The sequence below is a fragment of the Halomonas sp. Cn5-12 genome, assembly GCF_021532545.1.
GTDB classification, from domain to species: Bacteria; Pseudomonadota; Gammaproteobacteria; order Pseudomonadales; family Halomonadaceae; genus Vreelandella; species Vreelandella aquamarina.
Window position 1 is genome coordinate 67286 of the sequence record NZ_JAKGAY010000010.1, and the last position, 25577, is coordinate 92862.

Consider the following 25577-nt stretch of genomic DNA (forward strand, 5'->3'; position numbering starts at 1 on the left):
CGCCAGTAGCGGCCACTCTACTTATGACAGATAAGTACCCGTTTTACCCATCCGCATTAATCTTCTTAACAATCGCCGCCAACGCGCTCTCCGCCTGATCATTATCAACTTGGCAAGTGCCCGCATTCAGGTGGCCGCCGCCACCGTAGCTTAGGCACAGTTCGCCCACGTTGGTGTTGCTGGAGCGGTTGAGGATCGATTTACCAATCGCCAGCACGGTGTTTTGCTGCTTGAGCCCCCACATCACGTGAATCGAGATATTGCATTCGGGGTACATGGCGTAGATCACGAAGCGGTTGGTGGCGTAGATGGTCTCTTCGTTGCGTAGATCCAGAACCACCGCATTGCCGTGCACGGTTGCGCAGCGCTCAATTTGCTCCTTTGCTAACTGCTCATGCTCACGGTAAAGCGTGGTGCGCTCATGCACATCGTCAAGGGCGAGGATTTCATCGATGGTGTGCTCGCGGCAGTAATCGATCAGCTTCATCATCAACTGATAGTTGGAGATGCGGAAGTCGCGGAAGCGGCCCAGGCCCGTGCGGGCGTCCATGATGAAGTTGAGCAGTACCCAGCCCTGCGGGTTGAGAATTTCGTCTTTGTTGAACTGGGCAGAGTCGCCTTTATCGACGGCTTCCATCATATCATCCCAGCGTGCGGGGAAGGCTTCGTGGCCGCCGTAGTACTCCCACACTACGCGGGCAGCGGAAGGGGCGTCTGCATTGATGATGTGGTTGTCGGCACGCTCAACGTTGCGCACGGTTTCGCTTAGGTGGTGGTCGAACGCTAGGTGGCAGCCGGGCACGTAGGGCAGGTTGGTGGTGATGTCGTTGGCATCAATCTCAATCTTGCCATCCTGCATGTCCTTCGGGTGAACGAAGGTGATGTCGTCAATAAGGCCTAAGTGCTTGAGCAGGGCACCGCATACCAAACCATCAAAATCGCTGCGGGTAACTAAACGAAACGTGGATGCTTGTTGGGTAGACATTTATTTTCTCGATACGGTGAACGGTGACCAAAAGATACCAGCAGTTATATTGGGTTAAAATAAGCCTTTCTAGCCTTGCAACCTTTCTCACCAACGCTTTCGCCCTATGTACCTATTTATTATGCCAAGTTAGCCGCGGTGCGGGGTGGCATGAATCGCTGGGGCTCATGTGCCAAACGTAAACAAGATTTTGCTAATTAAAAATCGCGATTCACCTTGTTTCAGTTAATGAATTTTTTATTAAGTAGTTGAAAAATAGTGTTTATGTTTATTTTTGGCATGCCCTGGTATGGCGTCTGCAGTAGTTGGGTAAGAGCGAAAGGTTAGGATGACTCGCCGCTCTTATCGATCGTGAATCTATCGTGAAGACATAACGTTGTTAAATGTTTAACGCTGAATTGAACGAAAGAGTTGCCATTAGGAGGCACGACCATGAAAAAGGAAGCTCTCAAGAAGTTAGGTATCCTGGGTGTATCATTTGGTCTGGTAGCGAGCCCGCTCGCGTTTGCGATGGAAGAGCCTGAAGAGCAGCCCGCAACGCCGCAAGAAGAGACCATGCAGGATGATCAAGGCACCTACAACTCCTACGACACCGAGCAGGAGCAGGGGTCGACTACTGAAGGCGTGACCACCGAGTACGAAGAGGAAGAGCAAGAATTTACTTACGAAGAGGAGGAGGAAGAGCAAGAGCAGTGGGAAACGGAAAAGGATGACACATCCGGCCAGTAAACCCATTTTAGCGAAAGGAAGTCCTTCCCCTCACGCTCACGGATGAGCAGCACAGTGCCCCGCCCATTGCGGGGCACTGTTGTGTTGGGTGAGTGGCAACGTTTAATAAAGCGCAATAGCACACTAGGTGAATAGGCTATGGTAAAAGCAATGTTTCCCTAACACGAACACCCTACAAGGACGTTGCTAACGTGTTTACCTGGCAAGAAGTGCCACGCCTGCCTCGTGCGGAAGGGCGTATAGATGCGATTGATCTCGCCCGTGGTATAGCGATTGGGCTGATGATTCTCAGCCATACGGTGAGTGGGCTGATTGGCATACGCAACGTGCCCGATTGGGGCATGGTGCCCGTCCATTTTCTCACTAAGTTCTCTTCTTCCCTGTTCATCCTGGTCTTCGGGATTGCGCTAGCCGTGGCATTTTTAGCGTCTACCCAAACAGAGGCGTGGCCAAGAAGGCGGCTAAAACTGTGGGTGCGCGCGATAGAAGTGTGGTTTTGGTACAAGGCGCTGACCGTTATCGAGATGCTGCCGTATTACGCTCCTGGCGATATTCTTGATGCGCTGCTTTATCAGCGCTTTGCGATTTGGGTAGAAATCCTCGGATTTTACGCTATTGCCCTGCTGTGGGTGCCATTGGTACTGCCGCTATGGGCGCGAACGCCTCTCTGGGGTCGGTGTGCGCTTATTATTGGTTTAACCGCGCTCTCCGCTTGGCTGCAGGGGCTGAGCTTTGGCGGTAACGACACGTTAAAAGCGCTGCTGGTGGACCATGAAGACCATTATACCTGGGGCCAGCTCAGCCGCGCGCCGTTGATCTTGGTGGGCCTGCTGATCGGTGAAGCCTTGCTGCGCTGCTATTTTGATACGGCGCTGCGGCGAAAGCTGGTGCTGGCGCTGGTGGGTGTGGGAGTTGTCATGGTCGCCGCGTTCTATGGCTTGGCCTTTGCCGAAGGCGATGTTTCCGCAGCGATGCTGGCGGTGGCGAATAACGATGGCAAGCACCCACCTGGGCTGAAATTCACGCTGTACAGCGTGGGCGGCGCGCTGGTTATTTTAGGCGCTGCACTCGCTGGTGGAGCTGCGGCAGCCAAGGCGCTACGGCCATTAACCATGGTGGGTAGTGACGCGCTCAAAGCGTTTATTTTCCACATTGTGATGATTTTTCTGGTGCTGCGTTTTCTGCTGGAAGGCGAAGGCATGTACACCTATCCACAGGCGCTTGGTGTGGGTGGGCTGTTAATTCTTGGAGCCGCGTTGTGGATTTGGCTAACGCGCTGGATCGCCCGTTACAAATAGCCCGCCACCAGCCGCGGTAGGAGGTAAGGTTGCGACATCTTCAACGCTGGCTAGTTGCCGCGCTGCTGTGCGCTTTATTGCCAGCCAGCACCGCGGTATTGGCAAGTACGAACTGGTACTACGAGGTCGATAAACAGAGTCCTTGGCAAGGCGATCTAGACGCCCGAATAAGCGCCATTGAAGACGTATTTGGCGGAGCACTTGGCGTTTACGTTCAGAATCTCGCAACGGGCGAGGCGTACGCGTGGCAGGCAGACGCCCCCTGGTATTTGGCCTCGCTGATTAAAGTGCCCGTAGCGGCTCAGGTGCTGGCTGAACGCCAAGCTGGCTCGCTCTCTCTGGATGAGCGCCTTACATTGGCACGCAGCGACTTTGTCGATGGCGCAGGGCCGATCAACTGGCACGACCCCGGTACGCCGATCTCGGTGCGCTACCTGCTCGAGCAGATGCTCACCGTCAGCGACAACACCGCCACGGATATGCTGATTGATCGTGTGGGCTTGGATGCCGTGAACGCCCGCGCCCGCCGCATGGTGGCCGTCAGTAACGGCCAGCCGGAGCACCTTGGCCCCATCAGCAAGCTGGTGGAAGTTCGCCAAGGGGTATATGGCCAGTTACACCCCGAGGCTCGCCAACTGGGCGGGTTAGATTTTATCGCCCTGCGCCAACATCGCGTTAATCAGCGCTCGGCCGCCCTTGCTCGCACGCTGGGAGTGAGCGAAGAAATCTTCGAACAGCCCGACTATGACCACGCTTTTGATGCCTACGAAGCCACCGGTGAAAATGTGGGCACACTGCGCGCCTATGGCGACCTGCTGGCCAGCCTGCATCACGGTGGTATGGCGGATGTGAATGCCGAACAGCGCCAAACGCTGCTGGCGATCATGCAGCGAACTAAATCTGGCGAGCGCCGCTTGAAACGGGGCATGGGCAGCGAATTCACCTTTGCGCACAAAACAGGCACGCAGCACCGGCGAAGCTGCGATGCCGGTATTGCATCGCGTGCCTCTCAAGCAGGTGACGCCGCCAATGGCCCCTGGGTCATCGTGGCCTGTGCTCGTGGTCCGCTCTCGGTGCAGGTCCATGAGCGTGCCCTGGCGAGTGTGGGCGAAGCGCTGCGTTATAGCGGCGCCTTGGGTCACGACTAGCAGCGAGCGTGATAAACTGGCCCACCGTATTGGGTTTTTTTGATTAAGGAGTTCGTTATGGCACGTGCCAGCGCCCGTCATATTTTGGTAAGCAGTGAAGAGCAGTGCAACGCGCTGAAACAAGAGATCGAAAACGGCCGTGACTTCGCGGACGTAGCCAAGCAGCACTCCAGCTGCCCCTCCGGCCGTCAGGGCGGCGACCTGGGCAGCTTTGGCCCCGGCCAAATGGTGCCGGAATTCGACAAAGTCGTCTTCAGCGGTGAACTCAACAAGGTTCACGGGCCGGTTCAAACTCAGTTTGGCTATCACTTGCTCGAAATCACCAGCCGCACTTAATACCTTTTAAAGGCCGTCATGCATCGCGGCAGCCATGTCGCGGTGCCATTGGCATCGCGCTGTGCCGGTACTGCGCTGGCCCGCGATGTAAGGAGTACGCCTTGAACGACCCCATCATTACCATCGATGGCCTGAATAAAACCTACGAAGGTGGCTTTCAGGCGCTCACCCGTGTGGATTTAACCATCCAGCGCGGCGAAATTTTTGCACTGCTCGGCCCGAACGGGGCGGGTAAAACTACGCTCATTAGCTTGGTATGTGGCTTGGTCAATCCCAGCGAAGGCCATGTCATTGTCGATGGCTTCGACAGCGTGCGCGATTACCGCCAAGCCCGCGAGCGGATTGGCCTTGTGCCGCAAGAACTTACCAATGAAGCGTTCGAAACGGTCTGGAATACGGTGAGCTTCAGCCGTGGCCTGTTTGGTAAGTCCCCCAACCCCGCCCATATCGAAAAAGTGCTCAAGTCGCTCTCGCTGTGGGATAAACGGCACAACCGCCTGATGACCCTCTCCGGCGGTATGAAGCGGCGGGTGCTGATTGCCAAGGCGCTCTCCCACGAGCCACGCATTCTGTTTTTAGATGAGCCGACCGCCGGGGTGGACGTCGAGCTACGTCGGGATATGTGGAACGTGGTACGCGGACTGCGCGACGATGGGGTGACGATCATTCTCACCACCCACTACATTGAAGAAGCCGAAGAGATGGCCGACCGCATTGGCGTCATCAATCGCGGCGAGATCGTGCTGGTGGAAGAGAAAGCCGCGCTAATGAAAAAGCTGGGCAGCAAGCAGCTCACCCTGCAGCTCCACAGCCCGCTGGCAGAATTGCCGCCTGCGCTGGCGCAGGAAGAACTCAGCTTGACCGCCGACGGCTATGAGCTGGTCTACACCTACGATGGCCGCCAGGAAGAGGAGGGGCGAGGGATCTCTACCCTGTTAACGCAGCTAGAGCAGGCGGGCATCAGCTTTAAAGATCTACACACCCGGCAGAGTTCGCTGGAAGATATCTTCGTGGACCTGGTGAAGGAGCGCTCATGAACCTCTATCCCGTTCGTGCGATTTACATGGCGGAAATGGCCCGCACTCGCCGCACGCTGCTACAGAGCGTTGTCTCACCGGTGATCTCTACCTCGCTCTACTTTGTGGTGTTTGGCGCGGCGATTGGTTCGCGGATTACCGAAATTGGCGGGGTGAGCTACGGCGCGTTTATCGTCCCTGGTTTGATTATGCTGATGCTGCTGACCCAGAGCGTCTCGAACGCCTCGTTTGGCATCTTTTTTCCCAAGTTTTCCGGCAGCATCTATGAGATTTTGTCGGCGCCGATCTCCTATTTAGAGATTGTCGTGGGCTACGTAGGGGCGGCGGCCTCGAAATCGATACTGCTGGGGCTGATCATTCTCGGCACGTCCAGCTTCTTTGTGCCGCTTGAGATCGCCCACCCGTTCTGGATGCTGACGTTTCTGGTGCTGACCGCCGTCACCTTCAGCCTGCTGGGCTTTATCATCGGCATCTGGGCGGATGGCTTCGACAAGCTGCAGCTCGTGCCGCTGCTGGTGATTACCCCGCTCACGTTCTTGGGCGGCAGCTTCTACTCCATCGATATGCTGCCTCCGTTTTGGCAGAGCGTGACCCTGGCAAATCCGGTGGTGTACCTCGTCAGCGGCTTCCGCTGGAGCTTCTACGGCATTAGCGATGTCAGCTTAGGAGCTAGCGTGGCGATGATTTTGCTGTTTTTGGCGGCAAGCCTTGCCACCATTGCCTGGATTTTCCGCACCGGCTACCGCTTAAAGCCCTGATGCTGAAGTGACCTCTTCGACGTTTTTACAAAGGTAATGCCTGTTTATGCCGCTACTGCAAAGTACTGTCTACCGCCTTGAGCCATCCCTCGACGGCGAGCGCTTAAGTGTGACGGCCCCGCCTGCCGAGGCCGCCGCCGCCAGCGACGACACGGTGATGGCCAGCCTAGTGAATGCGCTAAACGACACCTACAACACCAAAGCGAAGGGCTGGGGGCGCTTCGCCGAGCAGGGCGAGCAGGCCGGGCCGCTGGTGGCGTGGCTCACGGCGTATCAAGCCGACGAGCAAACCTTTGCTCAGTTGGCCAGCGCCATGGCCGAGCGGCTGGCCCAAACGCTGCAGGGGCAGCTCTCGGTGGGCGGTTTCTTGGTCATCGCCCATCTGCGTCAAGGCGACACCGAAACGCTGTTCATGGCGCTCGTGCATCAGCGGGAAGGTATCGGCTTTAACGACGCGCACCAAGCGGTGCCCGCCGCCCAGCTAAACACGAGCCAACTCACCCTGGCGGCCCGCATCAACCTGACCCAGTGGCAGAGCGGCGCGGAAAGCACGCAGTACGTCTCGTTTCTAAAAGACCGGGGCGGTAAAAAGCTCGCCGATGGCGTAGCGGCGCTACTGGGCATGGAAGAGGGCATTGATGCCCCCGCCGAAACCCGCACGCTGCTGAAAGCCTTTAGCGACTACGTCGAAAAAGAGGACCTGGACGACGACGCCAGCCGGGAAAAAACCGATACTCTGGTTGATTACGCCAACGAGCAGCTGCGCCGAGGCGAACCCATGACGCTGGAAGAGCTCTCCGAGCTAGTGGATGAGAAGCAGCCCAAGGCGTTTTACGACCATATTCGCAACGCCGACTACGGCCTTTCGCCGGAAATCCCGCCGGACAAACGCACTATCAGCCAGTTTCGCCGCTTCACCGGGCGCTCTGGAGGCGTCTCGATCAGCTTTGATTCACACCTGCTGGGTTCCAGCATTGAGTATGACGAAACCCAGGACCGGCTGATCATCAAGCAAGTGCCCAAACAGCTCAAAGAGCAGCTTGCCAAGCGGAAAGAGTGACAAGGTTAAAAGGGCTTGAACAGGCAGCGTAAAGCTTGGGTGGCGAACGGCTCCAGGGGCTAACCTATAGAGGCCAAGCGATTAACCAAGCAGCGATGTTCAACAGGCCTGAGCTAAACAGATCGACGCGAAACATACCTACTTTAAACAGAGCTCAATGGCAAAGGAGCGCCGCAGTGCCCATGAAAGAAACGCAGGATGCGACGAATTTAACCGAACTGATCCACACCATGGAACGGATGGAGCGGGAAAACGCGCAGGTCAGTGTGGATGATGTGGTGCATGCGGTAGGGAGACGCTCGTTTGGGCCGCTGCTTCTATTGGCAGGCTTGATAACGCTGGCGCCGATTATTGGTGATATCCCCGGCATGCCAACGCTGATGGCGGTGTTAGTGCTGCTGACCTCTTCGCAGCTGCTGGTAGGGCGGGAAACGTTCTGGCTGCCTAAATGGCTGCTTAATCGTTCTTTATCACGGCAGAAGTTTGATAAAGCGCTGCACTACATGAAAAAGCCCGCCAAATGGGTGGATAGCTTGCTGGGCGTGCGCTTGGCTTGGATGACCGGCTACATCGGTATTCGGGTGACGGCCTTCGCTTGCCTGCTGGTGGCGTTAGCGATGCCACCCATGGAGTTCATCCCTTTCAGTGCCAATGGCGCTGGATTGGCACTCACGCTGTTTGGATTGGGGCTGGTGGCCAGAGATGGCCTGATGCTGGCGTTGGGGTTTTTGCTTACCGGCGTGACCTTCACGGTAGTAGTGATGAACCTGATCTAATGCTTTACTAGGCACTTTCGCTATTCGACGTAAATTAAGAAGGAGCTAAGTGCCTACGATGAGCAACTCACCCCATTCACCGCCACCCCCAAAACCTCCTCACCAGCAGTCCACATGGGAGCGGCGTATTGAAACCGCGCTGTGGAACTCGCGCTTTTTGGTCATGCTAGCGGTGGTGCCGAGCTTACTAGGCTCGCTGATGCTGTTTATTGTCGGCACGCTGGATATCCTTAAAGTGGTGGGCGATGTACTGCACTACTACTTGGTGGATGACACCCATAACATCCACGACACCCTGGTGCCCGATATCATTATCGCGGTGGATATCTACCTGATTGCCATCGTACTGCTGATTTTCGGGCTAGGCGTATACCGGCTGTTTGTCTCGCGTATCGACCAAGCGGAAGTACGCTACCCCGCACACCCCTTCAACGTTGCCTCGCTGGATCAGTTGAAAGACAAAATCGCCCGGGTGGTGATTCTAGCGGTAATTATCGAATTCTTCCGGGCGGTGGTGGATATCCGCTTCACCACGCCGCTGGATGCAATCTACCTAGCGCTCTCCGTGCTGGCGCTGGCAGCGGCGCTCTACTTGATGAGCTTGGCGCATAAGGGAGAGTAACAAGGCAAGCCGCGATAGAGGTGGCTGATTACGCAAAACAAAACAAAGCCTGCTAGGCTGGAAGGGTCAGCTCAAGGGTGAGCAACCATCTGCTTTCTCGAAAACGCAACAAGCAAGGAGTGCCATTATGCGTAACATCATCTATATCATCGGCCTGATCGTTGTTGTTCTGTTTATTCTTTCGCTGTTAGGCCTGCGTTAATCTCTGCCATGAATAACCCACGACCTGCATGATGCGATATTAGCGCTTCTAAACGCCCGCTCCCCCAGCGGGCGTTTTTATACGTGCTTCACCCCAACGTTAGGCGCAATCCGCTGCCCCTTGGCCAAACATATCAAACATCAGCTCGCGGCCCATGGCTGTTAACACAAAACGGCCATAGTCATTAAAAGTGGCGGCATCACTCTCTTCCAGCACTTGCTGGCAAAGCGCCCAACGGGGGTGCTGATGGCTCAGAGAGATCAACTCCTGGTGCGATAAACCACGCTGTATCAAGGTGATGGTTTCAAGGACGTGGCCGCTTTCATAAAGCAGTTCCGCTACGCTAGAAAGGCAGTGGCGCAAGCTGCGCTGTACGTGGAAGGAAGCAGTGGTCGCGGGGGATAATGCTTCAGCGGGCATGGTAGGTTGCTCCTGCAATCGTCGCAGCAAAATGGGTGTGCTGCAGTGCATTATAAAGCAGTAGGAGTGTTAGACCAAGGTCTATGTATTGGGTTGAGTTTTGCGTGTCATCTGAATTACAAGAAAGGTGTGGTAGTCTCGCAAGACTTCTTTTAGAGCTGGTTGATTATGCAGATTAGTGTCTTTGGTACCGGATATGTAGGGCTCGTGGCAGGTGCGTGTTTGGCGGATGTGGGGCATCAGGTCATCTGCATGGATATTGATGCTAACCGCATCGCACAGCTTAGCCGTGGTGAGATCCCTATTTTCGAGCCAGGCCTGAGCCAGCTGGTAGCGCATAATGTTGCCGCTGGGCGTTTGCGATTTACCACAGATACCGCGCAGGCGGTAACCGAAAGCGACACGCTGTTTATCGCGGTGGGCACCCCGTCAGACGAAGATGGCAGCGCTGATCTGCAGTACGTATTAAGCGTCGCGGAAAGTATCGGCCAGCACATGCAGGGCTATAAGCTGGTGGTTGATAAATCGACAGTGCCGGTAGGCACGGCCGAGCGTGTCAGCGACACCATCAGCCGCGTGCTACAGCAGCGTAAAGTTGAACACCCTTTTGATGTGTGCTCCAACCCTGAGTTTATGAAAGAAGGCGCTGCCATTGATGACTTCACCCGCGGCGCTCGCATTATCGTAGGCACCGAGAGCGAGCGGGTAAAAGAGCGCATGAAAGCCTGCTACGCGCCCTATAACCGCAACCACGACAAGCTGATGTTTATGAGCGTGCGAGCGGCAGAGCTGACGAAATATGCCGCCAACGCCATGTTGGCGACCAAAATTAGTTTCATGAACGAAATGGCGAATTTAGCGGAGCGCTTAGAGGTTGATATTGAAGATGTACGCCGGGGAATCGGAAGCGACCCGCGTATTGGCTATCACTTTATTTACCCTGGTTGTGGTTATGGCGGCTCCTGTTTCCCGAAAGATGTGCACGCCCTTGAGCAAGCCGCTTTGCAATTAGGTTACACGCCGGAATTATTAAAAGCCGTAGAAGCCGTTAATCAGCGCCAAAAACAAACGCTTTACACAAAATTGCAAGAGAGCCTCGGTAACTTAGAGGGGAAAGTGATTGCTATTTGGGGGCTAGCATTTAAGCCCGGCACTGATGATATGCGCGAAGCGCCCAGCCGAGCACTGATGGAAGCCCTGTGGGCAGCAGGCGCAAAGGTGCAAGCGTTCGACCCGGAAGCGATGGGTGAGTGCCGAAGGCTTTATGGCGAGCGTGACGACCTGATGCTCGCAGGCGATCGCATACAGGCAGTAAAAGGTGCAGATGCACTGGTTATTTGCACAGAGTGGAAAGAATTTCGCACCGTTGACTTCACTTGGTTAGCAAGCCAGCTAAACAATAAACTAATAGTAGATGGGCGTAATTTATACGCACCCAGCGCGTTGAGTGAGGCGGGTGTTTGCTATGTGGGTGTCGGTAGAAAGTCTTAATAAACATAGGTTTATAGCTTTGGTTTGTTGTTTCTGATAAATGGGTAAGCCCAGGGCTAATAAATTTGTTAAAGTTAATAGTCTCAATGCCGAATAAATCACTAATTAGCTAACTTGAATAATGGCTGCCGCAAAATCGGTAAGACGGCCGCACAACGCGAAAAAGGGACGTAACGCATGGCTTCCATTTCATCACTGGGTATCGGTTCAGGGCTTGATCTCAACGGCTTGCTAGACCAACTGCAAGAAGCCGAACGCGGCAAGCTGGAACCCATCGAGCGACAACTGGAAACCCAGCAAACCAAAATTTCCGCCTACGGCCAGCTGAAAACGGCCCTTTCTGCCTTTCAGGACGCAGCGGATGCTCTCAACGACAGCACACTGTATGAGAGCCTCTCGACCAACGTTAGCGGTGAAGCATTCACTGCCACGGCCAATGGCGAAGCGCAGCCCGGTAGCTATAACGTATCCGTCACTCAGTTAGCCACATCGGGCACCCTGGCAACCGAAAGCGTGCCGGATTCAACTGCCGCCCTGACCACAGAAGCGACCAAGCTGACACTCAACTTTGCAGGCGCTGAGCAAGCTGACGTTGTGGTAGACATTGCTGCCAACAGCACGCTTGAAGAAGTACGCGATGCCATTAACGCGAAAGAAGATAGTGGTGTCTCTGCCTCTATTATCTTTGATGGTGAAAATTACCGGCTAGCGCTTAATTCCACGCAAACCGGTGAAGACGCATCTATCTCAGGCATAACGCTAGGGGAGGAATTTGGCGGGCAGTTGAAATCAGAGTTTACGCAAGCAGGCCAAGATGCGAAATTGAATGTTAACGGTGTGGCCATCACTAGCCCTACCAACCAAGTAGAGGGAGCCATTCAAGGAGTAACACTGAACCTTCAGGAAGAGGGAAATAGCACCGTGGCAGTAGAGCAAGATACTCGTGCAGTACGCGAAGCGATAACCGGCTTTGTCGATGCCTACAACGATCTAAAAGGCACCATTGGCGAACTCACCAGCTTTAATGCTGAAACGGGCGCTGCTGGGGAGCTGCTGGGCGACAGTGCGGTACGCACGGTGGAGTCTCGTTTACGCAGTGTGCTGGGTGGAGGTATCGAAGGCCAGTTCTCCATGCTGACGGATATCGGTATTTCACTACAGCGCGATGGCACGTTGGAAATTGATAGCGGCAAGCTAGATGATGCCATTGCCAATAATCAGGATGCGCTCTCCGCCTTTTTTGCAGGCGCTGCCGATAACGAAGGCATGGCAGGCCAAGTGAACCAAACCATCGAGCAGTTGCTAGGCACTAATGGCACGGTATCCGGCGCGATTTCAGGCGCTGAAACCCGCATTGAGTCGCTGGGCGAGCGTTACACGCGCATGGAGCAATCCATCGAGCAGACCATTTCTCGCTACCGTACCCAGTTTGGTCAGTTGGATAGCATGATTGCCCAAATGAACCAAACCAGTGACTACCTCACTCAACAGTTTGATGCGTTGGATGCTCAGTTAGGCCGCAATTAAGCTAACATTGGCAAAAACGCTGCAAAACGACGCCTGCGCTAAGCAGGCGTTTTTGTTGGGGTAATGGGGTATTCGTAGTTAAGTGATAAAAAAGGCCTAAAGTTAGCCGCTGTTCCGTCGATAAAAAGACTATTAAACTCAGTCGCAACGCCACCGCTGGCGCACTGTATTAATGACTGTGGGTTTAGCCTTTTGCATCGAGGAACATCTGCATGGCGACAATAACCTCTCTAGGCGTCGGCTCTGGCCTGGATCTCACCGGCTTGTTGGATCAGCTTCAAGAAGCGGAGCGGGGCAAACTCGCGCCGATTACCCGCCAAAAAGAGCAACAGCAGGATAAGATTTCTGCCTACGGCCAGCTGCAAACATCGCTAAACAGCTTTCAAGATGCTGTAGCGAAACTCAACGACCCAAAGCTCTACCAAAGCCTTTCCGCGAACGTGCGTGGCGATGCCATTAAAGCCACTACCTCCGCCAGTGCCTTGCCCGGTAGCTACCGGGTAGAGGTATCGCAGTTAGCCACTTCTGGCACCCTGGCCTCAACCCGTGTGACTGACCGAGACACCGCGCTGGACCTGCAAGGCGCAACGGCCCTACGGCTGGAATTTGGTGGTGCGGACGCTGTGGATATTGATATCGCCCCCGGCAGCAGCCTTTCGGCGATACGCGATGCCATTAACGCCAATAAAGATGCAGGCGTTAACGCCACCATCATCAACGATGGCCAAGGCTACCGGCTGGCGCTCAGCTCTAAAAATACCGGTGCGGATGCTTCTATTGCCAGCTTTAGCTTTGTCGATACCAGCCAATCCCCTGAAGTCACGGTGGCAGGGCCCTTTGCTGAAGATGCCGCCACCAAGCGTGCTGGCGAAGATGCAGCGCTAACCGTCAATGGCATTGCCATCAGCAGTGCCAAAAACCAGATCGAAGGTGCTATTCAGGGCGTTACCCTTAATCTAGCGGAACTCAGCATTGCCAATGGCGAAACCGCCACCAGCACGGTTAATGTAGAGCGCGATACGCTCAAGCAGCGCGAAGCCATTAACGGCTTTGTAAAAGCGTTTAACGACCTAAAAGGCACCATTGGCAAACTCACCAGCTTTAATGGCGACAGCGAAACCGCCGGTGAATTGGTAGGCGACAGCACCGTGCGCACCATTGAAAGCCGCCTGCGTAGTGTGCTGACGGGAGGCATAGCCGGGGGCGAGTTTTCCACGCTTAACCAGCTAGGCATTACCCTGCAACGAGACGGCACGCTGGAAATGGATGACGATAAAATCAGCGATCTAGTCGCCAATAACCCCCAAGCACTCAGCGACTTTTTCGTAGGTGGCGAAGCAGGGAATGGCTTGGCAGCCCAGCTCGACAGCACCGTAGAGCGAATGCTTGGCGATAACGGAGTAGTCAAGCTAGCGATTAGCGGTGCCGAAAACCGTGTAACCAGTCTGAATGAGCGCTACGAGCGCATGGAAGTGACCATCGAGCGCACCATCAGCCGCTACCGCACCCAATTCGGCCAGCTAGATAGCATGATTGCCCAGATGAACAGCATGAGTAGCTACCTAACCCAGCAGTTTGAAGCGCTAGACTACCAGCTAGGCCGTAAAAAGTAGCTAACGTCATGGTAGCCAATAACGCCAAAAGCGGCCTCAACGGGCAATAAAGTGAACCGCTCAGAAAGAGGCCGCTTGGCAAAATAAAATGGCTACTTTGTGAAATACGTAGAAAAATCCGCACAGCCATCAAGCACGAACCTAAAAAGGTAATCTGTGTTTAGGTGGTGTCGCCGACAATACTGTTGTGCACGACTTCTCACCAATTCAAGAACGCTCTTTGGTAAGGTATATGTACCAATAGAGGAGCCATCATGAGCGATCAAGATGACCGTCACCGCGCTGACCATGACAGCCCATGGAAAATGGCGTTAGAGGCATATTTTAAAGAATTTCTAGAATTGCTGTTTCCGACGATAAACCAGCACGTTGATTGGTCAAAAGGCTACAGCTTCCTTGATAAAGAATTGCAACAGATTACGGTTGGTGCCGAAAGCGGCCGACGTTACGCCGACAAACTGATCAAAGTCTATGCCAAAGACGGTAGCGAGACCTGGGTGCTGATTCACGTTGAAGTGCAGGGTGAGCCCGAAGTTGAATTTTCCGAGCGGATGTTTACCTATCAGTATCGCTTGCGGGATCGCTACGCAATGGAAGTGGTCAGCCTTGCAGTACTGGCAGATACCCGTAAAAGCTTCCGCCCCACAACGTTTCATTACGAGCGCTGGGGGTGTGAACTGACCTTTACCTTTCCTATGGCTAAACTGATAGATTGGGAAGGCAACTGGGTTGCGCTAGAAACCAGCGACAACGTTTTTGCGCTGGTAGTGATGGCTCAGATCCAGGCTAAACGGGTGAAAAATAGCGCGACGCGTAAAGACACCAAAGTAGCCCTCATTAAGCTTTTATATGAGCGTGGCTACAACCGCGAACAAATTTTACGGCTATTTAACATTATCGATTGGATGATCCAGTTACCAAAACGCCTAGACCCTGATTTTGCGCAAGCGGTTTATGCGATACAGGAGGAAAAACACATGCCTTACGTGAACACCATTGAGCGCTTAGGTATTGAAAAAGGCCGCCAAGAAGGCCGGCAAGAAGGTCGTCAGGAAGCCGAACAGCGGGCATTAGAGGGCAAGCGCAACGCAGCGCGCAAGCTGATTGCTTTAACAGAAATGAGCGACCAGCTCATTGCCGAGATTGAAGAACTCCCCTTGGAAGAAGTAGCGAAACTCCGCGCCGAAACCAAGCACTGAATTCACTATAAGCCCTATCCTTACAAACTCCCTGGGGCACTCATAAGGCTTCCCTCACAGAGCTTCAGCTAAAAGTAGAAGCCAGCTAAAAGTGAAAGTCAGTCTAAAGTGGAAGGCCGCTTCAACGGGCGACAGATTTCGGCACCCTTCTTAATGCGCCCCATGTAATTGCAGGGCACAACAACAAAGCAACCTAACCACTTCCAGCTACTCCCCCTCTCGGTACATGGCCGCCAAACTCTCTTCCGTGATGGGTTTACGCTGAGCATCCAAAATTTTGCCACCCAGTGCCGCCACCTCATGGGTGAAGGTAATTAAGTCCTCCGGGTTGCGCGACACCTTTCGCGTGTTCAAAAAGCGGATCAAGATCGACACCCCCTGCACCGGCGTATGCTCCCCCTCTTTATGCTCTTTATGTAGCGGCGGCAGCTTACCCGGCGAGGTAGCGCTAGCCAGCATAATCGGGTAGCCCTGCAGCCCTGGCGGTAGGTGAAAGGCGCCTAGCTCCGCCTCGTAAAAAGCATTTTTCTCGGTGAGCATCTCCCCCAGCGCTTGGTTAATGGCTTGGCTGGGCGCATCAAACATCACAAACAAACACTGCTGGGTTGGCTTTTTGCTTTGCTTGCTGGTTGTTTTAGGCTGGCTTTGCTTGCTGGTTGTTTTAGGCTGGCTTTGATAGCTGGGGGTATCCGCCTGCTTTGCTGAGGAAGTAGGTAAGGGAGCAGGGGCCTGCTGAGAGGAAGGCTCGGCCTTACGTGGTGCAATCACCACCTTGTAAAACAGCACAACGCTTATTAGCCCTAGCACAACAGCGATGCCAGCCAGTAGCAAAGGTAGGTAGGTGGTTGACATGGGTATTTCCTATCGAATATGCAAGTGGAGATACAATACGCGTTCGCGCAAAAAAATACAGCGTCTCAACCGTATGGCTTAGCTGCGCGTTCACTAAAAATTACATAAATTTTTGGTATCTATCCTAAAGATTCTCTTCAGTAAGCCGTTAACTAATATGACGGCACACACAGTGGCCGAAAAGCGGGCCTTCTAGGCCAGTGTTCCAGCAAGGAGAATCACCATGTCAGTGATCAATACCAACATTACCTCCATGATTGGCCAGCAAAACCTGTCCAAATCACAAAATGCTCTGACCACCTCTATGGAGCGTTTGAGCTCTGGCCTGCGCATCAACAGTGCCAAGGATGATGCGGCTGGTCAGGCCATCGCTAACCGTATGTCTGCACAGATCACCGGTTTGGCAACCGCACAGCGTAACGCCAACGACGGTATCTCCGTTGCACAGACCGCAGAAGGCGCTCTTAACCAAGTCAACGACAACTTACAGCGTATTCGTGAGTTGGCAGTTCAGGCTGAAAACGGTACCAACTCTCAAAATGACCTCGATTCAATTCAGAACGAGATCAACCAACGCCTGAACGAGATCACGCGCATCTCTGACGAAACTAGCTTCAACGATACCAAAGTGCTGCAGTCTGACCAGGGCATGAAAATCCAGGTGGGTGCTAACGATGGTGAAGCGATTACCATCGACCTAAAAGAAATCAATGTTAAAACGCTGGGTATGGAAGGCTTCAATGTCACTGGTGCTGGAGAGATTGATAACGAAGCAGCCACTAAAGAGGATTTGACGTTAGCAGGCTTCGCAGCTGGCGTTACCAACGCAAATAACTCGGTCACCTATTCCAAGACAGAAACTACAGCTACTGACCAGATGACTTCTGCCGATCTGGTAGCGAAGTTGGATGATGGCGCTACTGTCACTGTGGGTTCAGCTTCACCTACTGCTTTTGATGATTTTGCTAGCGATGCTGATGTCGCGTTCAGCACAGAATCTCTAACCTACAATGAAGCGAATGACAATTTTACCTATGACTTGTCTACTGCTGCCAATGCTAGCTCTGTCGCCAGTGCACTGACTCCGGGGGCAGGTGAAGGTCCTACTTCAGCTACCATTACAGTTGGTGGCCAAGAGGTTGATGTAAAAATTAATGAAGATGGCTCCATCATGAACAGCAATGATGAGGCCCTTTTCATTGATGGTGATGGTAACCTGACAGCTACCACTAACGGTAACAACGCTACTTATGCCAATGCGACAGTAGATAACCTCGCAACGTTGATGGCAGGAGATAACACTGGCACTACTACGCTGACGGCTGCTGATGGCTCTACAACATTGACTGTTGGTGCCGATATCGATGCAAACCAAATCGGTAATGCCGTTATCGAAATCGCTGATTCTGGAACAACATTTACTGGCTCAAATGCTGCTGGTATTACTGTTACAGGTATTGAGGCAAGTAAAGAAAGCGTCGTCGGTATGCTTGAAGCTGATGGCGGTAATGTTGTGCTGGCAGCAGGTGTCACTGTGACAGATGATGCTGATGCAGATCAAACTGTTACTGATTTTGATGTGGCGGCTGGCGGAAATGTTACCTCAGGCGCAACAGTGGGTGCTCTGGCAGATGGCGACGCCATCAGAGTGACTGAAGCGGGCGATCTAACCGAAGCTACAGAAACCACTGAAACTACCACTTACTATGCTCAAGAAAACGGCAATGTAACTAATGAGTTTGGTGAGCGTATCTACCAAAAAGCAGATGATAGTTTCACCACTGAAGCAACTTCAGAAGCCGAGCGTTCTTCACTGGGCGATGTAGATGAAGCGCTTTCTACTGTTGACGCTCTGCGCTCCGACCTCGGTGCGATCCAGAACCGCTTGGAATCTGCTATTGAGAACCTGAGCACGACCGAGACTAACCTCTCTGCTGCACGCTCACGCATCGAAGATGCCGACTACGCTACTGAAGTAGCTAATATGACCCGTGCGCAGATTCTGCAGCAGGCCGGCACTTCCGTACTGGCACAGGCCAACCAGATTCCGCAGAACGTTCTTTCTCTGCTGGGTTAATCTGAAGCGCCTTTACGATAAAGTGCTTGCTTTTGCAACAATGTAGTACAACTAACCGGCCCCAAAAGGGCCGGTTTTTTAGGATGTGATATGAGTATATCGACGACCACCATCTCAGCCCGAGAGGTCATCAATGACCTCGTCCCCAAGCTCAATGCGGTTGAAAAGCAGATTAAACTGACAATCAGTGCCGTTGTGGAAGCCAGCAGCACAGCGCCTGAAAAAAAAGAGCGCTACGCCAAGCTGAAGGCGGAGTTCGAGTTGGAACTCACCATGATTCGTATGAACCTGGAGCATCTGCTAAAACGCTACCGTAACGAGCTGGAAGCAGCGATGCACGACCCGCGTAAAGATATGCTGCTCACCCTGGATGCGTATGAAGCCACAGCGGTTGAAAACGCCAAGCAGCTGTATGCGCGGGTACAGCGCCTGCAGCAAGGCCATTAAGTGAGTATGCAGCCCGAGGAGCATGAACAAGTAGCGCTCGCGTTACAAACGCTGATTCGTGAAACCCAGGCAACGATAGCGCGGGTAGAGCAACACGGGCTGGATGCTTCCATGCCAGAAGATTACCAGGCACTGTTGGATATTTTGGACAGCGCTATCAAGCAGCAGCGCGAGCATACAATGGGGATGCTCAACACAGAGTGACATAATGTAACAGATAGTTAGCTTGCAAATTTTCTGTCCTAGGCTAATGTTTCATGCATAAAAATAAAGCTTTGTTTGGCTAACAGCATGAGATAAAGGTAATGGACACGCAAACGCTTGTATTGGTGGTGGCGATTGGTGCGCTTTGGCTAAGTTTTACTTGTGGGTGTGTAGCACTATATCTATTTCTGGTACGTGGAAGGGCGGGTGGCGTGCCTGTTGCCCAGGGGGCAGCTGTCGTTTCCAATGGTTCACTCTCTCCCCAGTCAGCACCGGTGTTACTCAATCAACAGAGCGCCGCTTGGGAGGTGCAAGTGCTGTTTGAAGCGCCCTCACCTGCGCTGAATGATCGCTTGGGCGTAACGCTGTCATCCCTGGATGCGGTATACGAACAGCGCAGCAAAACCTTTGCCGTGACAGAGGATTCCTCGCGCACGCCGATCGTCATCGAAAATGCCGTAGGCGCTGGTCAGCTTCCCCCCTTAACCGAATCACCAGCGAGCCAACCGCCAGTCAAAGGGGTGAGCATTAAAATTGTTAAAAACAGCCGCACGCTAACGCCTAGCAAGCTCCAGCTAGCGAAGTTGGTATCGCTCTCTAAAAAGCTGGCGCGCTTAGGGGGCACGGTGGTCGATGCCGAACAGCAGCCGATTACCCCGGCAGGCTTTAATGCGGTGATTCAAGGGCGGGCGAGGGTTTAGCGCTGTAGCTCTGTTTGCAGCTTGGCAATGTCTTCTAGATCCAACCCGGTTGCCTCGGCAATCTGATCGTTATTCAGTACGCCAAGCTTCAGTAGGTTGCGCGCAGTTTTTTCGATGCCTAGCTTTGTGCCCTGTTCAATGCCTAGCTTTGTGCCTTTTTCAATGCCCGCTTGCCGTTCTTGCTGCGCCCAGTTTTCAAGATTTTCTGCCAACATGTCTTTGTCCTCCATCAAGCTTGTGAGCTGGTCTAGGTTTGCCTTGGCTCCTAGCCGCTGAAGATATCGTTTGAGCCAGCGGGTGATAATGTTATCGATCCGCTCTTTATCAGGAGAGGCTTGTATGATGGCAACAATGCGATCAACGGCTTGCTGCAGCCCTTTCCTGTCGGCAGACGCCTTTTCAATACTGAACACGCCGCTCAGCGGTGTTGGGCGTAATCCCAGCTCTTCATCGCTGGCTACACCTAACTTAAAGCGTCTCCACGTCAAACGCGACTATCTGCCGTTGAACGCTTGAAAACTCAACGCCCACCAAGTGGATCGGCTTGCCGCTGGCGCGGTGTTTGTCGGCGTAGCTTTTGGCTTTGATCTGCTCTAGCGCTTTACCTTCGGGTAGCTGCTCGACCACTTTGAATTCAAACAGGTAGATATGACCGTTAAAGTCGACGCTCATATCCACTTTGCCGTGGTGGCTGGCGTCTTCCACCGTCACATCGACACCCAGCGCTGCAAAGTGGCTGTAAAAAACGCTTGCGTAGTGGCCTTCATATTGGGCGATAGGATTGTTTCGGTACCAGTCGTGGGGTAAACCGGCATAGAGCGCTTTGAGATGGAGGCCTAAGCCCGCGAGATCGTTCGCCTGTAGCAGACGAAACAGCGTTAGCCGTTCTCGCGGTGGTTCTTGAAGGCCTAGCAGTGGCAAAAGCGCTTGGTTAAGGCTGGTTTCTACTTCGCGGTTCGGGTAACCCAGTGTGTAAAGGCGGTAGCCTGTCATGGGTTCTTCGGTGGCGTGTACCGTTAGGTAACCCGTTTGGAATAGCAGCGCTTCTGTAGCGATATGGTCAACATCAAAGCGCCCCAGTAATTCTGCCTCTGTTTGCAGCTGGCTCAACGCAGGCGTAAACACACCGCGTTGTGTCAGTATATCCACCAGGAACGTAGGGGTGGCGCTCTCAAACCAGTAAGGGCTGAAGTGACGCTCTTCGAGCAATAGCAGCACATCAAAGGGGTTATAAACACTGGGAACTTCTGGCCCACCCCAGCGGTAGCCGTTGTACCAGCGGCGAATCTCGTTACGGTCAAGGCCGGGAAGCTCGGGGGCAAACACTGTATCTACATCATGGTCGGTATAGCCACAAACGGCCGCATAGTCTGTTGAAAGCGTGATATCGCGTAGGTTATTCAACCCCGAAAACAGGCTGACTTTGCTGAACTTGGAGACGCCGGTGAGCAGCACGAAGTGCAAATGGGGGTCGGCATCTTTCAGCACGCTATAGAGGTTTTTTAGCCCCTCGCGCAGTTCACGCGCCCTATCGCCGTCTAGGATATTGTCCAGAATGGGTTTGTCATACTCATCGATTAGCACTACCACACGTTGGCCATAGTGCGAGTGGGCTTGGCGAATAAGCTGCTCAAACTCACCGGCGATATCGGTATCGTAGGTGAGCGTTAGTCCAAGCCGCTCACGTTCGGTGCGCAACTGGTCGCGGATACGTACGTCCAATTCCTGACGTGTTTGCATCACCCCGCTCCCAAAGCTTAAACGCACCACGGGGTAACGCTGCTGCCAGTCCCACTTATCGTAAATATATAGGCCTTCAAACAGTGCTTGGCGGCCTTCAAACAGGCAGCCTAACGTATCCAGCAATAGGCTTTTGCCAAACCGGCGCGGGCGAGAGAGGAAGTAGTATTTATTTTGGTTGGCCAGCTTCTCAATGAACGGTGTTTTATCGACATAGTAGTAGCCGCCTTCGCGAATATCGGAAAAGGTCTGAATCCCGATGGGCAGTTTACGGCGATGAGTAGCTGGCATGCTGTCCTCCAAGGGTGGCGCTGTGCAAACGATGGGTAGTCTAGCATGCGGAAGTGCGGGGTAGTTCGTGCTTAGCGGGCTTGCATGGTGCGATTAGCGCCATGGATACTCCTGTCTAAATACACATGTTGTACCACTCTTTTATTGCTGGCTAAACCTAACTTAAAGCGTCTCCACGTCAAACGCGACTATCTGCCGTTGAACGCTTGAAAACTCAACGCCCACCAAGTGGATCGGCTTGCCGCTGGCGCGGTGTTTGTCGGCGTAGCCTTTGGCTTTAATCTGCTCTAGCGCTTTACCTTCGGGTAGCTGTTCAACCACTTTGAATTCAAACAGGTAGATATGGCCGTTAAAGTCGACGCTCATATCGACTTTGCCATGGTGGCTAGCATCTTCCACCGTTACCTTTACACCTAGCGCAGCGAAATGGCTGTAGAACACGCTGGCATAGTGGCCTTCGTACTGGGCAATAGGATTGTTTCGGTACCAGTCGTGGGGTAAACCGGCATACAGTGCTTTGAGGTGGATGCCTAGGCCCGCGAGATCATGAGCCTGTAGCAGGCGGAACAGCGTTAGTCGTTCCCGGGGTGGTTCTTGAAGGCCTAGTAGTGGCAAAAGCGCTTGGTTAAGGCTGGTTTCTACTTCGCGGTTTGGGTAACCCAGTGTGTAAAGGCGGTAGCCTGTCATGGGTTCTTCGGTGGCGTGTACCGTTAGGTAACCCGTTTGGAATAGCAGCGCTTCCGTGGCGATATGGTCAACATCGAAGCGCCCCAGTAGCTCTGCTTCCGTCTGTAGTTGGCTGAGTGCGGGCGTAAACACGCCGCGTTGCGTCAGTACATCGACCAGAAACGTAGGAGTCGCGCTCTCAAACCAGTAGGGGCTAAAAATACGTTTTTGTAGTAACAGCAATACGTCAAAAGGGTTGTATACGCTGGGCACATCCTGCCCACCCCAGCGGTAGCCGTTGTACCAGCGGCGGATCTCGTCGCGGTCAAGGCCGGAAAGCTCGGGGGCAAATATGGTATCAATATCGTGGTCGGTATAGCCGCAAATATCCGCATATGGTGTATCTAGCGTAATGTCGTTGAGGTTATTTAACCCTGAAAACAGGCTGACTTTGCTGAACTTGGAGACCCCAGTGAGCAGCACGAAATGCAAATGGGGGTCGGCATCCTTCAGCACACTATAGAGATTTTTAAGCCCTTCACGCAGCTCGCGGGCTAATGCAGGGTTAAGCAGGTTATCCAAAATCGGTTTGTCGTATTCGTCAATCAGCACGACAACGCGTTGACCGGCGTGCGTGTGAGCTTGACGAAGTAGGTGCGCTAACTCACCGGCAATATCGGTATCATAGGTTAGCGTTAGTCCAAGCCGCTCACGTTCGATGCGCAACTGGTCGCGGATACGTACGTCCAATTCCTGACGTGTTTGCATCACCCCGCTCCCAAAGCTTAAACGCACCACGGGATAACGCTGCTGCCAGTCCCACTTATCGTGAATATATAGGCCTTCAAACAGTGCTTGGCGGCCTTCAAACAGGCAGCCTAACGTATCCAGCAATAGGCTTTTGCCAAACCGGCGTGGGCGAGAGAGGAAGTAGTATTTATTTTGGTTGGCCAGCTTCTCAATGAACGGTGTTTTATCGACATAGTAGTAGCCGCCTTCGCGAATATCGGAAAAGGTCTGAATCCCGATGGGCAGTTTACGGCGATGAGTAGCTGGCATGCTGTCCTCCAAGGATGGCGCTGTGCAAACGATGGGTAGTCTAGCATGCGGAAGTGCGGGGTAGTTCGTGCTTAGCGGGCTTGCATGGTGCGATTGGCGCCATGGTACTCCTGTCTAAATACACAAGTTGTACCACTCTTTCATTGCTGGCTAAACCTAACTTAAAGCGTCTCCACGTCAAACGCGACTATCTGCCGTTGAACGCTTGAAAACTCAACGCCCACCAAGTGGATCGGCTTGCCGCTGGCGCGGTGTTTGTCGGCATAGCCTTTAGCTTTAATCTGCTCTAGCGCTTTACCTTCCGGTTGCTGTTCGACCACTTTGAATTCAAACAGGTAGATATGGCCGTTAAAATCGACGCTCATATCCACTTTGCCGTGGTGGCTGGCGTCTTCCACCGTCACATCGACACCCAGCGCTGCAAAGTGGCTGTAAAAAACGCTTGCGTAGTGGCCTTCATATTGGGCGATAGGATTGTTTCGGTACCAGTCGTGGGGTAAGCCGGCATAGAGCGCTTTGAGGTGAGTTTCTAAGCCTGTCAGATTCTGTTTCAGAAGCACGTTAAAAAGTGCCAATTGATAGGTTTGCGCTTCACTGTTCTGGATGCCCAGCACGGGAAGTAGAAATTCGTTCAGGCTACTTTCTACTTCTCGGTTAGGAAAGCCGAGCGAGTAAAGCCGGTAGCCGGTCATGGGCTCTTGCACGTCTTGAATCGTAATATAACCCGTCTGGAACAGTAGCGCCTCGGTGGCGATGTCATCCACATCAAAACGGCCTAGCAACTGCGCCTTTGCTTGGAGCGTATTAAGTTGTGGTGTAAACACTCCGCGTTGTTTTAACAGGTCAATTAAAAAGGTGGGCGTGGCGCTCTCAAACCAGTAAGGCCCAAATTCGCGTTTTTGTAACAGCAGCAATACGTCAAACGGGTTATAAACACTAGGAACGTCTTGCCCGCCCCAGCGGTAGCCGTTGTACCAGCGGCGGATTTCTTCACGGTCAAGCCCCGGTAGTTCTGGCGCAAATACCGTATCCACATCGTGATTGGTATAGCCGCAAATAGCCGCGTAAGGGGCGTCTAGCGTAATGTCGTTGAGGTTATTTAACCCTGAAAACAGGCTGACCTTGCTGAACTTGGAGACGCCGGTGAGCAGCACGAAGTGCAAATGGGGGTCGGCATCTTTCAGCACGCTGTAGAGATTTTTAAGCCCCTCGCGCAGTTCACGCGCCCTATCGCCGTCTAGGATATTGTCCAGAATGGGTTTGTCATACTCATCGATTAGCACTACCACACGTTGGCCATAGTGCGAGTGGGCTTGGCGAATAAGCTGCTCAAACTCACCGGCGATATCGGTATCGTAGGTGAGCGTTAGTCCAAGCCGCTCACGTTCGGTGCGCAACTGGTCGCGGATACGTACGTCCAATTCCTGACGTGTTTGCATCACCCCGCTCCCAAAGCTTAAGCGCACCACGGGGTGACGCTGCTGCCAGTCCCACTTATCGTAAATATATAGGCCTTCAAACAGTGCTTGGCGGCCTTCAAACAGGCAGCCTAACGTATCCAGCAATAGGCTTTTGCCAAACCGGCGCGGGCGAGAGAGGAAGTAGTATTTATTTTGGTTGGCCAGCTTCTCAATGAACGGTGTTTTATCGACATAGTAGTAGCCGCCTTCGCGAATATCGGAAAAGGTCTGAATCCCGATGGGCAGTTTACGGCGATGAGTAGCTGGCATGCTGTCCTCCAAGGGTGGCGCTGTGCAAACTATGGGTAGTCTAGCATTCGGAAGTGCGGGTTAGTTCGTGCTTAAGTGCCTATTCAAAATTAATCGCGTGATCAGTTCCGTAACCACCGATGCACTCCTCGCAACGGTATATCCCGCCTCATTCACGAGGGTGCTGATCGAGCGGTCTGGAGGTACTGACTGGTGGCATCGCTTATCAGGATCGGCTTCTTCAGCGCGAGTGGCCGGTGAGTGGCGGACGCGTAGCGGATTGCGGAGGTCGACCAGGTTGTCTTCCAGCGCCTCGATCACGCCGCTGATCCTGCCCAGTAACGGTGGACACCTCAAGAACGTCATACGTTACGATGAGGTGAACCATGGCAAGATCGACAACATCAATGAAGAAAAAATCATATACCCGTTACTCAGATGCCTACCGGCAAGAAGCCTTAGCGCTTGCGGATCGCATTGGCGTTGCAGCAGCGGCGCGTGAGCTGGGAATACACGCGAGTCAGCTCTATCAGTGGCGATCTAAAGCACAGCTGCAGCAAGACACATCCGAGCGAGAGCGGTCGTTGGCAGAAGAAAACGCCCGCTTGAAGCGCCAACTAGCCGAGGCAA

At 53.4% G+C, this 25577-nt stretch carries 25 protein-coding genes; 18 read left to right on the forward strand and 7 right to left on the reverse strand.

Annotated elements, in window-relative coordinates; translation table 11 throughout:
- Positions 1–43: 43 nt before the first annotated feature.
- Positions 44–985: an exopolyphosphatase gene (locus tag L1249_RS07965; RefSeq protein WP_074211454.1), complete on the reverse strand. Its 942-nt coding sequence runs from the start codon at positions 983–985 to the stop codon at positions 44–46.
- Positions 986–1417: 432 nt separating this feature from the next.
- On the opposite strand from L1249_RS07965, the gene L1249_RS07970 reads away from it, so the two are divergent.
- The 9 genes from L1249_RS07970 (at position 1418) to L1249_RS08010 (ending at position 8749) form a co-directional block, all read left to right on the forward strand.
- Positions 1418–1714 (forward strand): hypothetical protein, encoded by a 297-nt coding sequence (locus tag L1249_RS07970; protein WP_054641241.1) that lies wholly within the window; start codon positions 1418–1420, stop codon positions 1712–1714.
- 191 nt (positions 1715–1905) lie between these two features.
- A complete protein-coding gene (locus tag L1249_RS07975; RefSeq protein ID WP_137093087.1) occupies positions 1906–3012 on the forward strand; it encodes a heparan-alpha-glucosaminide N-acetyltransferase domain-containing protein in 1107 nt (368 codons plus the stop codon).
- Between the two features lie 29 nt (positions 3013–3041).
- On the forward strand, positions 3042–4160 hold the full coding sequence (locus tag L1249_RS07980; RefSeq protein WP_427775021.1) for a serine hydrolase: 1119 nt from the start codon (positions 3042–3044) through the stop codon (positions 4158–4160).
- Positions 4161–4217: 57 nt separating this feature from the next.
- Entirely contained in the window at positions 4218–4496 is a 279-nt protein-coding gene (locus tag L1249_RS07985; protein ID WP_016915098.1) for a peptidylprolyl isomerase, read from the forward strand.
- Positions 4497–4597: 101 nt separating this feature from the next.
- Complete coding sequence (locus tag L1249_RS07990) at positions 4598–5533, forward strand: ABC transporter ATP-binding protein (RefSeq protein ID WP_228168759.1); 936 nt, start codon at positions 4598–4600, stop codon at positions 5531–5533.
- Complete coding sequence (locus L1249_RS07995) at positions 5530–6291, forward strand: ABC transporter permease (protein WP_054641238.1); 762 nt, start codon at positions 5530–5532, stop codon at positions 6289–6291. The genes L1249_RS07990 and L1249_RS07995 overlap by 4 nt, the downstream gene beginning before the upstream one ends.
- 46 nt (positions 6292–6337) lie before the next feature.
- A complete protein-coding gene (locus L1249_RS08000) occupies positions 6338–7351 on the forward strand; it encodes a nucleoid-associated protein (RefSeq protein WP_228168760.1) in 1014 nt (337 codons plus the stop codon).
- 182 nt (positions 7352–7533) lie between these two features.
- Entirely contained in the window at positions 7534–8127 is a 594-nt protein-coding gene (locus L1249_RS08005) for an exopolysaccharide biosynthesis protein (RefSeq protein ID WP_228168761.1), read from the forward strand.
- A gap of 58 nt (positions 8128–8185) precedes the next feature.
- Entirely contained in the window at positions 8186–8749 is a 564-nt protein-coding gene (locus L1249_RS08010; protein WP_228168762.1) for a YqhA family protein, read from the forward strand.
- A gap of 301 nt (positions 8750–9050) precedes the next feature.
- Here L1249_RS08010 and L1249_RS08015 read toward each other — a convergent pair whose 3' ends face one another.
- Complete coding sequence (locus L1249_RS08015) at positions 9051–9371, reverse strand: hypothetical protein (RefSeq protein WP_054645118.1); 321 nt, start codon at positions 9369–9371, stop codon at positions 9051–9053.
- Positions 9372–9539: 168 nt separating this feature from the next.
- Between L1249_RS08015 and L1249_RS08020 the strand changes: the two genes are divergently transcribed.
- The 4 genes from L1249_RS08020 to L1249_RS08035 all read left to right on the forward strand — a co-directional run bounded on the left by L1249_RS08020 (position 9540) and on the right by L1249_RS08035 (position 15201).
- Entirely contained in the window at positions 9540–10862 is a 1323-nt protein-coding gene (locus tag L1249_RS08020; protein ID WP_228168763.1) for a UDP-glucose dehydrogenase family protein, read from the forward strand.
- A gap of 177 nt (positions 10863–11039) precedes the next feature.
- Entirely contained in the window at positions 11040–12389 is a 1350-nt protein-coding gene (gene fliD, locus L1249_RS08025) for a flagellar filament capping protein FliD (protein ID WP_228168764.1), read from the forward strand.
- A gap of 212 nt (positions 12390–12601) precedes the next feature.
- Entirely contained in the window at positions 12602–14002 is a 1401-nt protein-coding gene (gene fliD / locus L1249_RS08030; protein WP_235253484.1) for a flagellar filament capping protein FliD, read from the forward strand.
- Positions 14003–14256: 254 nt separating this feature from the next.
- Complete coding sequence (locus L1249_RS08035) at positions 14257–15201, forward strand: hypothetical protein (protein WP_235253485.1); 945 nt, start codon at positions 14257–14259, stop codon at positions 15199–15201.
- Between the two features lie 207 nt (positions 15202–15408).
- Here L1249_RS08035 and L1249_RS08040 read toward each other — a convergent pair whose 3' ends face one another.
- On the reverse strand, positions 15409–16053 hold the full coding sequence (locus L1249_RS08040; RefSeq protein ID WP_235253486.1) for a cell division protein ZipA C-terminal FtsZ-binding domain-containing protein: 645 nt from the start codon (positions 16051–16053) through the stop codon (positions 15409–15411).
- Positions 16054–16276: 223 nt separating this feature from the next.
- On the opposite strand from L1249_RS08040, the gene L1249_RS08045 reads away from it, so the two are divergent.
- The 4 genes from L1249_RS08045 (at position 16277) to L1249_RS08060 (ending at position 19482) form a co-directional block, all read left to right on the forward strand.
- Positions 16277–18130 (forward strand): flagellin N-terminal helical domain-containing protein, encoded by a 1854-nt coding sequence (locus L1249_RS08045; protein ID WP_235253488.1) that lies wholly within the window; start codon positions 16277–16279, stop codon positions 18128–18130.
- Between the two features lie 90 nt (positions 18131–18220).
- Positions 18221–18577, forward strand: coding sequence for a hypothetical protein (locus L1249_RS08050; protein WP_235253489.1), 357 nt, complete (start codon positions 18221–18223; stop codon positions 18575–18577).
- Positions 18578–18583: 6 nt separating this feature from the next.
- A complete protein-coding gene (locus L1249_RS08055; RefSeq protein ID WP_228168772.1) occupies positions 18584–18781 on the forward strand; it encodes a hypothetical protein in 198 nt (65 codons plus the stop codon).
- A gap of 101 nt (positions 18782–18882) precedes the next feature.
- Entirely contained in the window at positions 18883–19482 is a 600-nt protein-coding gene (locus tag L1249_RS08060; protein ID WP_228168769.1) for a hypothetical protein, read from the forward strand.
- Here the strand turns inward: L1249_RS08060 and L1249_RS08065 are convergent.
- The 4 genes from L1249_RS08065 to L1249_RS08080 form a co-directional block, all read right to left on the reverse strand.
- Positions 19479–19970 carry a hypothetical protein gene (locus tag L1249_RS08065; RefSeq protein WP_228168770.1) on the reverse strand — a complete coding sequence of 164 codons (492 nt, stop codon included), beginning with the start codon at positions 19968–19970 and terminating at the stop codon, positions 19479–19481. The two genes, L1249_RS08060 and L1249_RS08065, sit on opposite strands and share 4 nt — an antisense overlap.
- The gene (locus tag L1249_RS08070; protein ID WP_172416539.1) at positions 19951–21513 is read right to left on the reverse strand and encodes an ATP-binding protein; all 1563 of its coding nucleotides are present in this window, start codon (positions 21511–21513) and stop codon (positions 19951–19953) included. Before L1249_RS08070 ends, L1249_RS08065 begins: the two co-directional genes overlap by 20 nt.
- Positions 21514–21675: 162 nt before the next feature.
- Positions 21676–23238 (reverse strand): ATP-binding protein, encoded by a 1563-nt coding sequence (locus tag L1249_RS08075; RefSeq protein ID WP_172416538.1) that lies wholly within the window; start codon positions 23236–23238, stop codon positions 21676–21678.
- Between the two features lie 161 nt (positions 23239–23399).
- Positions 23400–24968: an ATP-binding protein gene (locus L1249_RS08080; protein ID WP_172416537.1), complete on the reverse strand. Its 1569-nt coding sequence runs from the start codon at positions 24966–24968 to the stop codon at positions 23400–23402.
- 365 nt (positions 24969–25333) lie between these two features.
- Here L1249_RS08080 and L1249_RS08085 point away from each other — a divergent pair.
- Positions 25334–25577, forward strand: a 244-nt coding sequence (locus tag L1249_RS08085) for a transposase (RefSeq protein ID WP_235253490.1), incomplete at its 3' end; no start/stop codon positions are given.

What these genes read in the sequence shown, in the direction of transcription:
- L1249_RS07965 (WP_074211454.1), bottom strand. Translation starts at nt 985, where the DNA reads ATGTCTACCCAACAAGCATCCACGTTTCGTTTAGTTACCCGCAGCGAT.
- L1249_RS07970 (WP_054641241.1), top strand. Translation starts at nt 1,418, where the DNA reads ATGAAAAAGGAAGCTCTCAAGAAGTTAGGTATCCTGGGTGTATCATTT.
- L1249_RS07985 (WP_016915098.1), top strand. Translation starts at nt 4,218, where the DNA reads ATGGCACGTGCCAGCGCCCGTCATATTTTGGTAAGCAGTGAAGAGCAG.
- L1249_RS07995 (WP_054641238.1), top strand. Translation starts at nt 5,530, where the DNA reads ATGAACCTCTATCCCGTTCGTGCGATTTACATGGCGGAAATGGCCCGC.
- L1249_RS08000 (WP_228168760.1), top strand. Translation starts at nt 6,338, where the DNA reads ATGCCGCTACTGCAAAGTACTGTCTACCGCCTTGAGCCATCCCTCGAC.
- L1249_RS08005 (WP_228168761.1), top strand. Translation starts at nt 7,534, where the DNA reads ATGAAAGAAACGCAGGATGCGACGAATTTAACCGAACTGATCCACACC.
- L1249_RS08010 (WP_228168762.1), top strand. Translation starts at nt 8,186, where the DNA reads ATGAGCAACTCACCCCATTCACCGCCACCCCCAAAACCTCCTCACCAG.
- L1249_RS08015 (WP_054645118.1), bottom strand. Translation starts at nt 9,371, where the DNA reads ATGCCCGCTGAAGCATTATCCCCCGCGACCACTGCTTCCTTCCACGTA.
- L1249_RS08020 (WP_228168763.1), top strand. Translation starts at nt 9,540, where the DNA reads ATGCAGATTAGTGTCTTTGGTACCGGATATGTAGGGCTCGTGGCAGGT.
- fliD (WP_228168764.1), top strand. Translation starts at nt 11,040, where the DNA reads ATGGCTTCCATTTCATCACTGGGTATCGGTTCAGGGCTTGATCTCAAC.
- fliD (WP_235253484.1), top strand. Translation starts at nt 12,602, where the DNA reads ATGGCGACAATAACCTCTCTAGGCGTCGGCTCTGGCCTGGATCTCACC.
- L1249_RS08035 (WP_235253485.1), top strand. Translation starts at nt 14,257, where the DNA reads ATGAGCGATCAAGATGACCGTCACCGCGCTGACCATGACAGCCCATGG.
- L1249_RS08040 (WP_235253486.1), bottom strand. Translation starts at nt 16,053, where the DNA reads ATGTCAACCACCTACCTACCTTTGCTACTGGCTGGCATCGCTGTTGTG.
- L1249_RS08045 (WP_235253488.1), top strand. Translation starts at nt 16,277, where the DNA reads ATGTCAGTGATCAATACCAACATTACCTCCATGATTGGCCAGCAAAAC.
- L1249_RS08050 (WP_235253489.1), top strand. Translation starts at nt 18,221, where the DNA reads ATGAGTATATCGACGACCACCATCTCAGCCCGAGAGGTCATCAATGAC.
- L1249_RS08055 (WP_228168772.1), top strand. Translation starts at nt 18,584, where the DNA reads ATGCAGCCCGAGGAGCATGAACAAGTAGCGCTCGCGTTACAAACGCTG.
- L1249_RS08060 (WP_228168769.1), top strand. Translation starts at nt 18,883, where the DNA reads ATGGACACGCAAACGCTTGTATTGGTGGTGGCGATTGGTGCGCTTTGG.
- L1249_RS08070 (WP_172416539.1), bottom strand. Translation starts at nt 21,513, where the DNA reads ATGCCAGCTACTCATCGCCGTAAACTGCCCATCGGGATTCAGACCTTT.
- L1249_RS08075 (WP_172416538.1), bottom strand. Translation starts at nt 23,238, where the DNA reads ATGCCAGCTACTCATCGCCGTAAACTGCCCATCGGGATTCAGACCTTT.
- L1249_RS08080 (WP_172416537.1), bottom strand. Translation starts at nt 24,968, where the DNA reads ATGCCAGCTACTCATCGCCGTAAACTGCCCATCGGGATTCAGACCTTT.